11 protein-coding genes are annotated in these 12,316 nt (G+C 19.8%); 6 read left to right on the forward strand and 5 right to left on the reverse strand.

The window, feature by feature from the left end; genetic code table 11:
- Window positions 1-27: 27 nt before the first annotated feature.
- From KTO59_RS01125 to KTO59_RS01140, 4 genes are read right to left on the reverse strand one after another with little or no spacing between them, the layout of a single operon-like run.
- The gene (locus KTO59_RS01125) at window positions 28-1,146 is read right to left on the reverse strand and encodes a metal ABC transporter permease (protein ID WP_284928239.1); all 1,119 of its coding nucleotides are present in this window, start codon (window positions 1,144-1,146) and stop codon (window positions 28-30) included.
- A gap of 2 nt (window positions 1,147-1,148) precedes the next feature.
- The gene (locus KTO59_RS01130; protein ID WP_284928240.1) at window positions 1,149-2,222 is read right to left on the reverse strand and encodes a metal ABC transporter permease; all 1,074 of its coding nucleotides are present in this window, start codon (window positions 2,220-2,222) and stop codon (window positions 1,149-1,151) included.
- 49 nt (window positions 2,223-2,271) lie between these two features.
- Window positions 2,272-3,006 (reverse strand): metal ABC transporter ATP-binding protein, encoded by a 735-nt coding sequence (locus tag KTO59_RS01135; RefSeq protein ID WP_225696280.1) that lies wholly within the window; start codon window positions 3,004-3,006, stop codon window positions 2,272-2,274.
- Window positions 3,006-4,085, reverse strand: coding sequence for a metal ABC transporter solute-binding protein, Zn/Mn family (locus KTO59_RS01140; RefSeq protein ID WP_284928242.1), 1,080 nt, complete (start codon window positions 4,083-4,085; stop codon window positions 3,006-3,008). The genes KTO59_RS01135 and KTO59_RS01140 overlap by 1 nt, the downstream gene beginning before the upstream one ends.
- 633 nt (window positions 4,086-4,718) lie before the next feature.
- On the opposite strand from KTO59_RS01140, the gene KTO59_RS01145 reads away from it, so the two are divergent.
- Window positions 4,719-5,378, forward strand: a complete 660-nt coding sequence (locus tag KTO59_RS01145) for a hypothetical protein (protein ID WP_284928243.1) — start codon at window positions 4,719-4,721, stop codon at window positions 5,376-5,378.
- A gap of 138 nt (window positions 5,379-5,516) precedes the next feature.
- On the forward strand, window positions 5,517-6,155 hold the full coding sequence (locus KTO59_RS01150) for a superoxide dismutase (RefSeq protein WP_225696282.1): 639 nt from the start codon (window positions 5,517-5,519) through the stop codon (window positions 6,153-6,155).
- Window positions 6,156-6,229: 74 nt separating this feature from the next.
- Here the strand turns inward: KTO59_RS01150 and KTO59_RS01155 are convergent, their stop codons facing one another.
- A complete protein-coding gene (locus tag KTO59_RS01155; protein ID WP_284928244.1) occupies window positions 6,230-6,490 on the reverse strand; it encodes a hypothetical protein in 261 nt (86 codons plus the stop codon).
- A gap of 181 nt (window positions 6,491-6,671) precedes the next feature.
- Here KTO59_RS01155 and KTO59_RS01160 point away from each other — a divergent pair, with 181 nt between their 5' ends.
- The 4 genes from KTO59_RS01160 to KTO59_RS01175 all read left to right on the forward strand — a co-directional run bounded on the left by KTO59_RS01160 (window position 6,672) and on the right by KTO59_RS01175 (window position 11,514).
- Window positions 6,672-7,928, forward strand: a complete 1,257-nt coding sequence (locus KTO59_RS01160) for a DEAD/DEAH box helicase (RefSeq protein WP_284928245.1) — start codon at window positions 6,672-6,674, stop codon at window positions 7,926-7,928.
- A complete protein-coding gene (locus KTO59_RS01165; protein ID WP_225696284.1) occupies window positions 7,925-8,800 on the forward strand; it encodes a deoxyribonuclease IV in 876 nt (291 codons plus the stop codon). The genes KTO59_RS01160 and KTO59_RS01165 overlap by 4 nt, the downstream gene beginning before the upstream one ends.
- A gap of 327 nt (window positions 8,801-9,127) precedes the next feature.
- Window positions 9,128-9,841, forward strand: a complete 714-nt coding sequence (locus tag KTO59_RS01170) for a hypothetical protein (protein WP_284928247.1) — start codon at window positions 9,128-9,130, stop codon at window positions 9,839-9,841.
- 908 nt (window positions 9,842-10,749) lie between these two features.
- Complete coding sequence (locus KTO59_RS01175) at window positions 10,750-11,514, forward strand: hypothetical protein (RefSeq protein ID WP_284928248.1); 765 nt, start codon at window positions 10,750-10,752, stop codon at window positions 11,512-11,514.
- Window positions 11,515-12,316: the final 802 nt, after the last annotated feature.

The following is a 12,316-nucleotide window of genomic DNA, read 5'->3' on the forward strand; positions in this document are numbered from 1 at the left end:
CTTTTTTATAAAATAACTTATAAAATTTTAATTAATATGAATTAATCCAAATTTTTGATTTTTTTTATATAAATATTTTCTTCCGAAATCAGTAATAATTAATTCTGAATTTTTATTTATGATATAACCTAGTTTTATCGCTTTCTTTAAACATTTTTTGTAACGTTCCGAAGACCATTTTAAATCTTTTTTTACATCATTTATATAATTTTTTTCATTTTGTTGAAAATGATTTTCTAAATGCATTAATAAAATAATTATCATAAAAGATTTTTTATACAAATAATTTTTAACAATTTTAGCTATAATTCCGTTTTTTGGTTCAAAATATAAAACAATTAAAAAAATGAATAAAATAACTACTGAAATTAATCCAGAAACAGGAAGATCAAAATAAATGCCTAAATAATAACCTAAACTAGTACTTATAAAAGATATCCATAAAGATAATCCCCAAGCTATTGATAATCTTTTAGTTAACAATATAGCTGTAGCAGCAGGTCCTATCATACAAACAATAGCCATTATTGTTCCGACTACATCAAAAGAAATAACAGCTGTCAAAGATGTTAAAGTCATTAAAGCATAATTAATGAAAAGAGAAGAAAATCCTAAAATATTAGCCAAAGAAGGATCAAAAATAAAAATTTTTAATTCTTTATAAAAAATAATAACAAAACATAAATTCAAGATTAAAATAGGAATTATTTTATATAATTGTGAAATATGAGCTAATTCGATATGCCCTAAAAGAGCAGCGTCAGTATCTATATGAATATCTCTAATATATATACTAATAATAATGATGGCTAAAGAAAAGAAAAAAGTAAAAATAATTCCGATAGCTGAATCTTTTGAGATTTTACTATTTTTACTTATTAATTCTATTAAATAAAAAGTTAAAATACCTATTAAAGTTGCTCCAATAATTAAAAAAGGGGAGTTCAAATCTTTTACTATTAAATAAGCAATGACAATTCCTAACAAAACACTATGGCTAATAGCGTCTATAACCATAGAAACTTTCTTTAAAACCAAAAAAACACCTAAATTAGCTAAAGATAAAGAACAAAAAACTAAAATTAAAAAAATATCTATTTCAAAAGAATTTACAATTTTATCCATAAAATTATTCATAAAATACATAATCAAATTTCACCGTTTATTAAATTTTCCACTAAATTAATTCCTTTGGTAGTAATTTTAATTTTTCTAGATTCTTGTGTTAAATATTTCTCCTCGAATAAAAAAAAATCTTTTTTTTGAAATTCATCGTATTCTTCGTTATGATAAAAATGTATTAATTTTCTAAATTTTTTAATTTTGTTTTGATATTTTTTTTGTTTCCAAAATTTTTTCAAAATTCCATATTTAGGAGAGAATAAACAAGTTAACAAAATAAAAAGAGTATTTACAACTATAATAATAGGTCCTGTTGGCATATTCAGTATATTCAGACTAATGATTATTCCGATAAAACTAGATAAAAAAGAAATTATAGAAACAATTATGATGTTTGTTAATAATCTATCACTTATATAACGCGCTATTACTCCTGGCATAATTAAAAAAGCACTAGTCAAAATAATTCCTGTTATTTTTAAACTAATTATAATTAAGCCTATCAGCAAAGTATTTAAAATTAATTTTAAAATAATATTATTAAACCCTATAATTTGAGAAAAAGATTCATCAAAAGTAAAAATTTTTAATTCTTTCCATAAAAAGATGATAGTTAAAATAGTTAAACAAGTTATAATTCCAACCATTATAACATGTGCTTGTGAGATTAAAGCGATTTGACCTAAAATAAATTTTTCCAAAACAGCAATAGAACAATCATTAGTTCCTTTTTGTGCATAAGCTATCAAAACATTTCCTAAACCAAAAAAAGAAGCTAGAATTAAAGATAAAATAGTATCTGATTTAATTTTAGAATATCTTTTGATAACTTCCATCAAAAATAAAGATACTAAAGAAGCCCCAAAAGCACCTATCCAAATAACCCATTCACTAGTTTCCCGAAAATAGATATAAGAAAGAGCAATCCCTGGAAGAACAGTATGTGAAATAGTATCCCCTATTAAGGATTTTTTTTTCAAATTAATAAAAATACCTAATATACCAGATGTTATTCCTAATAAAAAAGAACCTATAAAAATTTTAAAAGTAGTATAAGTATTTAATAAAGAAAAAAACGATTTTAAATCATCAATATTCATTTAATTTTAGCTCCTTTAAAAAAATATTATTTTTTTGGATTTTTTTTATTTAGTTTTTTTGATTTAGTTGATAATTTTTATAAGTTTTTTTTATATTTTCTGAATTAAATATTTTATCAGTTTCGCCACTAGCTATTTTTTGAATATTCAATAAAATAACATGATCAAAATATTGTTTAACAGTTTCTAAATCATGATGAACTACAACAATAGTTTTTTGTTGTTTTTGTAATTCTTTCAAAACAGTTATAATTTTTTTTTCTGTTTGAATATCGACTCCTTGAAAAGGTTCATCCATTAAATAAATATCACCTTCTTGAGCTAAAGCTCTAGCTAAAAAAATTCTTTGTTGTTGGCCACCAGAAAGTTCTGAAATTTGGCGATCTTTAAGTTCTGTTATTCCTACTTTTTCTAAAGAATCTAAAACTATTTTTTTATCATAAAGAGTAGGTCTTTTAAACCATCCTAAATGCCCATATCTACCCATCAAAACAACATCAAAAACAGTAGTAGGAAAATCCCAATCTACAGAATTTCTTTGTGGTACATAAGATATTTTTTTTCTTATATTTTTATATTTTTCGTTATTAAATAAAACTTCTCCTGAGATTTTAGGAATTAATTCTATCAAAGTCTTAATTAAAGTAGATTTTCCAGCTCCATTAGGACCTAAAATAGCTGTCAAAGAACTTTTATAAATATCGATATCTATATCCCATAAAACAGGTTTCAAATTATAAGCAACAGTTAAATCTCTAATTTTAATTGATATTTTTTTTTTCATTATAAATATTTCTCTATAATTCTCATATTATTTAAAAAAGCACCTACATAAGTAGAGTGTTTATAATAATGTCCATTTAATTCTTCTTTTCCATCTTTTCCTAAAGAATCAGAATATAATTCTGCATTTTCAGGAATCGAGATAGGACTCAAACCTCTTTTTTTTCTAGATTTATCAACTTCTTCTTTTAAACTTTGTAAGGAATCTTTTGGCATTGAACTTTCTTTAAAAATAGCTTTAACATCATTATTAGCTAATTTTTCCGCCAATTCTATTATCTCTTTCATATTCGCTTCTGTTTGCGTTGAAATCCCTTGTATAGAATTTAATTCAAATTCACAATTATTTTTTTTAGAAAATTTTTGCCAATAAGAAAAAGCATCATGAGCTGTTACTAAAATTAATTTATTATTATTTTGTTCTTTTAATTTTTTTAAATGTTTTGTTCGTTCAATAATATATCTTTTTAAATCTTCTAATGATTTTATAAATAAATTATAATTGTGTTGTAATTTTTTTTTATTTTTTTCTTCAGGTATTATTTTGTCTAATCTATTTTTCAATTCATAAACTACTTCCTCCCATAACTCAATATCAAACCAAATATGCGGATCGCAATCTTTAGAATTTTCTTCTTTTAATATATCTTCTTTTTTTAAATTATCACCAATCGGGAATAATGTATCTTTTTTTAAAAGTTTAAAAGCTTCGACCATTTTAGCTTCTAAATGTAAACCGTTAACAACTACTAAATCAGCTTTTTGAATTTTTCTGCGATCTGATAATTTAGTTTTATAATTATGTGGATCTATTCCTACTCCCATTAAAGGATCCTTGCAAATAATACTTTCTATTTTTTGGTATTTATCATTTTCATCATTTTCTTCTATATCTACTGTACCTATCAAATGTCTTATCGCATCATCTAAAATGGTAGTTGTCGCGATAACAACAATTTTTTTTTCGTCATGTTTATAATCTCTTTCGAATAAAAAGGTTGAAATAGGAATTATTGAAATAAAACAAGTAATAAGAATAATCAAAAATTTTCCGAAATTTTTTTTAAATATTTTTAACATTATAATAATTTCCTTAATCTATTTTAAAATAAAGAAAAACAGAGAAATTAAAGTGATTATATTTGATTTTATTTATTCTAAAAATAATTAAAATTAACTAAAATAAAATTTATTAATTTTAATTTTGATAAAAACATTTTATTTATAAATAGCTTGAAAAATAAATTGATTAAAAAAATATATATTAAAATAAGAATTGAATTCAAAATTAATAAAAATTTATTTTTTTAACATTAAATATTCAAAAAATAAATTTATAAAATAGTTTAATATATTTATAATATTTAGAAAAATTTAAAAATAAAATGAAAAAATCTCGCTTTATAACTACACTTTAATTATAATATATTTTTAAATATATTTTCAAATTATATTTACAAAAATAAAAATATTTTAATCGTTTAAAAAAATGTAATTTTATTTTTATGATTTTTTTTCGTTAAAATTTTAGAAAAATATTTTTTTAAATTATACAATAAAATAATTTTATAAAATTTTAAATACTAAATTTAGTATAAATAGTTAATAATATATATAGTTATAAATAAAAAAAATATTTATTAAATATTTTTTCTCTATTTTTAAAAATAATTCTTGAAATAAATTTAAAATAATAAAAAGAAGGTTTTAATATTGAAAATCAAAAATATTTTTTATTTTTTTATTATTCCTATTTTTATTGTTATTTTTTTTATTTTTGCGAAACAAATTGAAAAAGAAAAACAAAACAGAAAAGAAATTATTAATCATGAATATGAACAAAAAAATGTTTTTTTAACTCCGAAAGAATTACTATCCAAATTTCAAAATAATTATTCCAAAGCTTTAGCTTATTTAGGATTAAACCAATTTCTTATAGGTTTACAAAATAATATAGAAAAATATAAAATTATATGGGAAGCTGATAAAGAAATATTTATAAAACAAATTTTGAATGGTAATTTAAATACAGCATCCACTCCTTTAATATTTGGAACTATTGATTTTTTAGGAGAAAAATTGAATAAAAAAATAGAATTATATGTGAATGATCATGATTATTATGTTTCTATAAATCAGTCTAATTCAAACATGTCATCTTTAATATTAAAAATTAAAAATGATAAAAATCAAACTCATTTTTTTATAAATTCTTCTAAAGATACAGAAGGAGATGGATATTGTTTTTTTAATGCTATTGTATTTTTATTAAATAAAGAAATAAATAATTGGAAAGATATAATTTTTTCAGATATTTCATTTACAAAAATTTTAAGAGATAAAGAAATTTTAGAAATTTCCCAAAAGTTCTAAATTTTTTTTAATAATACAATTATTCTTTTATATATTATTTATTATATAATAAACATGTTACGATTAAAAATTCGATTTAATTTTTTTTATTAAAAAATAATTAAATTTATAATTGCGAAAGGAAATGGTCTTAAATTAATGACAGACAATTTATTTAAATTACCACAATTAAAATATGCATATGATTCTCTAGAACCTTTTATAGATTCAAAAACAATGGAAATTCATCATACTAAACATCACCAAGCTTATGTTAATAATCTTAATGCAGCTTTACAAAAAAACCAAATAAGTAATAAAGATTTAGAATTTTTATTAAAAAATTTATCTTCTTTACCAGTAGATATCCAACAAATTGTTCTAAATAATGGAGGAGGACATTTTAATCATTCTTTTTTTTGGAATATTTTAAAATTAAATGAGATTTGTGATCCTTCTTTTACAATAAATCATTTAATTAAAAAATATTTTGGTAATTTAGAAATTTTCAAAGATCTTTTTTCAAAAAGCGCAATAAGTCTTTTTGGAAGCGGTTGGACATGGTTGATTTGCGATTTTCAAAATAATTTAAAAATAGTTAATACTCATAATCAAAATACAGTTTTAGATATAGGGTATCCTTTATTAGGTTTAGATTTATGGGAACATTCTTATTATTTAAATTATCAAAACCGCCGTTTAGATTATATAGAAGCTTTTTATAATGTTATCAATTGGAGTCAAGTGGAAAAATATTTACAAAAAGCTATCGAAAATAATTCATCTTCGAAAAAATAATTTTTTCATTTTACAAAAATAAATAGATGTAAAAAAACGAGCTCTTTTTAAAAGCTCGTTTAATTATTTTGAATTTATTTTTTACTCATTATTAGTGTTATCGCGATAAGTAAAAATGGTGAGGTTAAAATTAAAATTAAAAAGAAAAAGAAAATTCTTGATTTCCAAGATATATTTTGTTTCATAGACGGATGATTAATTTTTTCTTTTTTTGTTTTTTTATTTTTTAACGTATGATTAATTTTTTCTTTTTTTGTTTTTGTATTTTTTAACGTATGATTAATTTTTTCTTTTTGTGTTTTTGTATCTTTTTGAGAATCTAATTTTTTTTTCACTAATAAACCTCTTTTTTAAACAATTTTTTTATATCAATTTTTTATATTAATTTTTTAATTTTTTTATATTAATTATTTAATAAAGAATTAAAAAAATATTTCAATTATATATTAATTATATATAAAAAATATTTAAAAGCTAATATTTTAAATTGTTGACTTTTATAATAAGGACATAAGAATGGAAAATTATATTAAACAAAAATTAAAACAATTAAAATTTGAAAAAGTAACGCCTATTCAAAAAGAAGTATTTGAAAATTTTTCAAAACCTTTTAATTTAGTAGGAAGTGCTCCCACAGGGACAGGAAAAACTCATGCTTATTTATTGCCGATTCTAAGCCAAATTGATTGGGATAAAAATATTATTCAAGGAGTTATTATTGTTCCAACTAATGAATTAATTTTTCAAGTCTTTAAAATGATCAAAGAAATCGAGCAAAGAACTTCTCAAGTAAAAATTTTTTACGGAGGCATGGATAAACAAAAAATTTTAAAAAGTTTAGAAAAAAAACAACCTCCTTTGATTATAACTACTTTAAATAAATTAATAGAATATACTACTGTTTTTAAAAAACTGAATATTTTTAAATCTTCTTTTTTAGTTATAGACGAAGCGGATACTTTATTTGAACAAAGTTCATTGGCTTTATTAGATGTTTTATTAGCGAAATGGAAACCTAAAATTTTATTATTTTCTGCTTCAATTACGAACAACATGAATCCTTTTATACAAAAATATTTCGGAAAATCATTATTTTTAGATGTTCATTCTCAACAAAAATTAAATTTAACATATTATCTTTTACAAAGTTCTCCTAATAAACGTTTGAATGATTTAGTTCATTTCATGAAAAATTTAAATCCTTATTCGGCTTTAATTTTTGTTTCTAAAAAAGAAGAACAATCTAAAATATATGAATATTTAAAGAGTTATAATTTTAATATTTTAAATTTTTCTTCTGATTTAAGCGTAAAAAAAAGAAAATATTTAATGACAGAAATTAAAAACAATAAATATCAATATATTTTGACTAGTGATTTATGCGCTAGAGGTTTAGACTTAGATATTGAGTGGGTTATTCACTATAATTTACCTTCAAAAAATTTAGAATTTTTTCAACATCGTAGTGGAAGAACAGGACGAATGGGGAAAGAAGGTAAAGTAGTTCTTTTTTACGATGATAAAGAACAAGTTTCTTTAACAAAAATTCAAAAAAATTATAATATTGTTTTTAAAAAAATAGCTTTAACTGCGAATGGTTTTAGCGAAATAAAAATAACAAATTCACAAAATATTAATAATAAGAAAAATAATATTCATAAGAAAACTAATATTAATAATAAAAATTTTTCTTTTTCGAAAAAGAAAAAATTTATTTCAAAAACAAATTCTGTAATTCATAAAAAGAAAGGTATTTTTTCAAGAAAAAAATGATTAAAATAGGTAGTCATGTATCATTTAAAAAACCTTTTTTTTACTTAGATTCTTTTAAACAAGCTTTATCTTTTGGTGCTAATACTTTTATGATTTATACTGGAGCACCTCAAAACACTCAAAGAACAAATATATCTCAAACTTATGTACAAGAAGCATTAAAAGAAATGAAAATAAAAAATTTTGAATTAAATGATTTAGTAGGGCACGCTCCTTATATTATTAATTTAGCTAATCCTTCTTTAGAAAAAAGAAATTTTGCTATTTCTTTTTTAACAGAAGAATTAAAAAGATTTTCTCAATTACAAATTCCACAAATGGTTTTACATCCAGGAAATCATCTTGATCAAACTAAAAAAGAAGCAATTCTATTAATTGCTATAGGAATTAATCAAATTTTAAGAAATACAAATTCTTTAAAAATTAAAATAATTTTAGAAACTATGGCTGGGAAAGGAACAGAAATAGGTTCTTGTTTTCAGGAATTAAAAGAAATTATTGATTTAATCGATAACAAAGATAGAATAGGTGTTTGTTTTGATACTTGTCATGTTTTTGATGCAGGTTATGACATTAAAAATAATTTTCAGAAAGTAATAGAAGAATTTGATAACATTATCGGATTAAAATATTTAACTGTTCTTCATATTAATGATTCTAAAAATGATTTAGGTAGTAGAAAAGATAGACATGAAAATATAGGTTATGGAAAAATAGGTTTTGACGCTCTTATCAAAATTATTTATTATGATCGTTTTTCACATTTACCTAAAATATTAGAAACTCCTTTTATCAATAATATTCCTCCTTATCAAAAAGAAATTGAAATGATAAAACAAAATAAATTTAACTCTTATTTAAAGGAAATTTAATATTTTTTATTTTATAACCGAAAAATATTTATTAGAAAAAGATTTTATTTAATATATCCCTATAAATCAAAAAACATAAATTTTTTATTAAAATATTAAATAATTATTAATAAATATTAATAAATTATGATAAATATAGTTCAAATAACTATTTTTTTATAATATTTTTCTAATATTCGATTATGATTCAATTTGAATTCAAATTTAATTTAATTATAATATTGAAGTTGTGTTTTAATTAATTGTGATTTAATTTAATAATAAATAATATTATTTTTTATTATTAAAATGTTATTTATATTTTATAAAGGATGGCATAATTTTATTATGAAAAAAAATATAAAAAATATTCAATTAAAAAAAATAATTTTAGCTTCTCTTATAATTTCGGTTTCATTAGTGTTATTTCAAATCAATTCAGTTTATTTAAGTAAAACTAATTTCAATAAGATGCCTATTGTGCGTTCTAATTATTGGAATTTTTGGCATCTTCCTTTAATTTTTTTATGTTTATTTTTTTCATTAAGAGATGCTTTGTTTTTTATTTTTGTATATATAGTAACAGACATTAGTTTATATTCTTTGCCTCAATATTTACTGAGTATACAATGGATTCCAGATAGAGGTCCAATGACAATTGCTTTTTTAGTTTTTTATGGCACCTTTATTCCTATTTTAGCTTATATTTTTATTGCTATTTTTATGGATCTTCGTAAAAATAATTATAAAAAAATAATAATTTGTTTTATTTTGATTGTTCTATTACAAAGTATATCCAGAGGATTAAGTGGATATTTATATTGGTATGAAGGCATTAAAAAAGAAATATCAAAAACAGATTGTGAAATATTATTCAATTGGTTTAAAGATACTTCTCGAATAATGCAATTTATGTTAATTTGGGTATTAAATTTAATTCCTGTTTTGATATCTAATATGGCTAATTTTATCGTATTTTTTCTTATAAAAAAAAGAGTTATTAAAACTTATGATCTTTATTTCGAAAATTACTCTTTTAAGAAAAATATTTCTAAAAGTTAATATTTAATTTTGGGTGTGGAGCGTGCGCACTGTTATAAATTTATATGGATAAATTCATTTTTAATACCGAAAAGATTAGTTAAAAAACTAGTCTTTTTTGTTTTTAGTAAAAAGAGGTTTTAAAAATGAATAATTTTAGATAACATGTAGCAGAAATTGAATCATGTTATTTTGATTTATTTTTTTAATCTTTACACTGTACTCCGCTCGAACTGCTCCCCATTCCATCAACAACAATTAAATTTAAATTATAAACTAAGTTATTTTTTATTCCTTAAATTAAACTCCATTTTTCAATTAGTTATTATTTATCAAAAAGTAAATAAAAAAAGAAGTTTTAAAAAAGAGATTAAATTTAAGACTTAAAAAAGAATTAATCGATAAGAGAACACTAATCATATTGTTCTTCTCAAAAAAAGCAATAAAGATTCAATTTTAAAAAAATAAAGAATTATTTGTTAATTAACAGTAACATAATAATTTAAAAAAACATTTAAAAAAGAATTACTAAACATTTATTTTAGGTTTCGATAAAACGATGATTATATAACAAATTATCAAATCAGAAATATAACAAGAGAAAGAATTAATCATTTATCAATCAAATTTAAATTAATTCAGAAATTAAGATAAAAATACAAAACAAGAATTATTCATTAAAAATGAATTAAAAAAACATTTACAATTTTTTTAAAAAACTGTTATTTTTTATAAATTATATTATTTGTTTAAAAAAAATTGACATTTTATTGAATTACTAATATAATGGTAATTAATAATCATATATATATTTAATGAAAAAAATATATATTTAGATTAAAAAAATAAAATTAAAAAAACATTTTTTATATAAGTATTTATTTCTCATAGACATTTTTTATTAATTTTGAAATAAAGGATGAGAAAAAATGAATAAAAAAAAATTAATCAAAGATATTATTTTTTTTTGGATTTTGACTTTTATTTTCATTATTGGTTCCTTTGGTCATAAAATAGAAAATAAATCCACTTTTATAAGTGTGATAATCAATATTTCAACGTTTTTATCAGGATTAATGGTAATCGGATTATTTTGTTATATTGGTTTTAAAATTATGAAAGGAAAAACAATTATTTATAAAGACCCTAACAAAGCTAAAACATTAGACAATATTGATTTTGTAGATACTTTGCCCGATGGTAAATCACATTCAAAAACAATCAAATATAGTGAACATTTTCCTTTAACAAAAAATTATTTTTTACGTAAATTCATGATTTTTTTTACATTTTTGTTATTACTTGTCATTATTTTATTTATGATTAATATTTTTTATAAATCTAATTATAATATTAATTATTATAAAATTTTTAATAAATTATTAATTTTACTTTTTGTTCTTTTATTATTATTAGCAATATATATCATTTTAGAGTTTTATAGCGATTTATGGTGTTTTTATGTTAAATTTTTTAAATGGTTGGGGATTTTCTCATTTTTAGAAAAAGATTTTAATAAAACTGTGAATTCACATAATTATTTCATTATCAGTATTTTTTATTACGAAAAACAAAAAAAACAAACAAAACAAACAAAATTAAATTATATACTACGTTGGTTTATACTTATATTTATTGCAATTCTATTTTTATGGTTTATAGATAAGTTAAGGTTAAATATTAAAAAAAAATAAAAATAATAAATGTTAAAAATTTTAGTTTTTTATATTATAAGTTGTACTGTTATAAATTTTTGTAAATAAATTCATTTTTAATATTGAAAAGACTAGTTACACAAACTAGTCTTTTTTTGTTTTTAGTAAAAAGATAAAATACTCGACTATACCATTTTGTTAAACTGTTAAATTAAGAACAATTTTATTGTTTTTTTTATTTGAATAAAAAAAGAAAGGAGAAAATTTTTGAAATTAATATATAAAATAAAAATTTTTTTTGTAAAACACTGCGTTTATTTATTAAAGTTATAATTCAATTAAATAAACTGATTTAAAATAATGTTTTTGAATTAAAAAATGAATTATTTATTTTAAATCTTATAAATATTTATCATTTTTTAAATTTTCTTTTGAAGTTAAATTTTAATTTAAGTAAAAAAATAAATCAAACTATTTTTTTAATAAATAGTTTGATTTAAATATAACTTTTTAATTGATTCTATTTTAATGAAGTAGGACATTTGAAAATTATTATAAAACTTAGTTTATGATCAACTAGGTTTTTTATTTCATAAATGAAATAAAAAAATCAATATAAATATCTTTAATTTCTTATTAAATGAAAATATTTTAATTTGCTATATAATAAAAAAATAAATAAATTTGAAATCAATATTTATCCATATATTTTAAATTATTATTGTGGATGTTGGAATTTATTTCCAAAATTAATATTATATATTTTTGTTTTGCTAAAAAATTAATGTATAATATAATGAAAGATATTTAATTAACTTAGAAATATAGAAATTGTAAATTT

Origin of the sequence: Candidatus Phytoplasma sp. AldY-WA1, assembly GCF_020312115.2 — a bacterium.
Classification (GTDB): Bacteria; Bacillota_I; Bacilli_A; order Acholeplasmatales; family Acholeplasmataceae; genus Phytoplasma; species Phytoplasma vitis.

What these genes read in the sequence shown, in the direction of transcription:
- KTO59_RS01165 (WP_225696284.1), top strand. Translation starts at nt 7,925, where the DNA reads ATGATTAAAATAGGTAGTCATGTATCATTTAAAAAACCTTTTTTTTAC.
- KTO59_RS01175 (WP_284928248.1), top strand. Translation starts at nt 10,750, where the DNA reads ATGAATAAAAAAAAATTAATCAAAGATATTATTTTTTTTTGGATTTTG.
- KTO59_RS01150 (WP_225696282.1), top strand. Translation starts at nt 5,517, where the DNA reads ATGACAGACAATTTATTTAAATTACCACAATTAAAATATGCATATGAT.
- KTO59_RS01160 (WP_284928245.1), top strand. Translation starts at nt 6,672, where the DNA reads ATGGAAAATTATATTAAACAAAAATTAAAACAATTAAAATTTGAAAAA.
- KTO59_RS01140 (WP_284928242.1), bottom strand. Translation starts at nt 4,085, where the DNA reads ATGTTAAAAATATTTAAAAAAAATTTCGGAAAATTTTTGATTATTCTT.
- KTO59_RS01130 (WP_284928240.1), bottom strand. Translation starts at nt 2,222, where the DNA reads ATGAATATTGATGATTTAAAATCGTTTTTTTCTTTATTAAATACTTAT.
- KTO59_RS01170 (WP_284928247.1), top strand. Translation starts at nt 9,128, where the DNA reads ATGAAAAAAAATATAAAAAATATTCAATTAAAAAAAATAATTTTAGCT.
- KTO59_RS01135 (WP_225696280.1), bottom strand. Translation starts at nt 3,006, where the DNA reads ATGAAAAAAAAAATATCAATTAAAATTAGAGATTTAACTGTTGCTTAT.
- KTO59_RS01125 (WP_284928239.1), bottom strand. Translation starts at nt 1,146, where the DNA reads ATGTATTTTATGAATAATTTTATGGATAAAATTGTAAATTCTTTTGAA.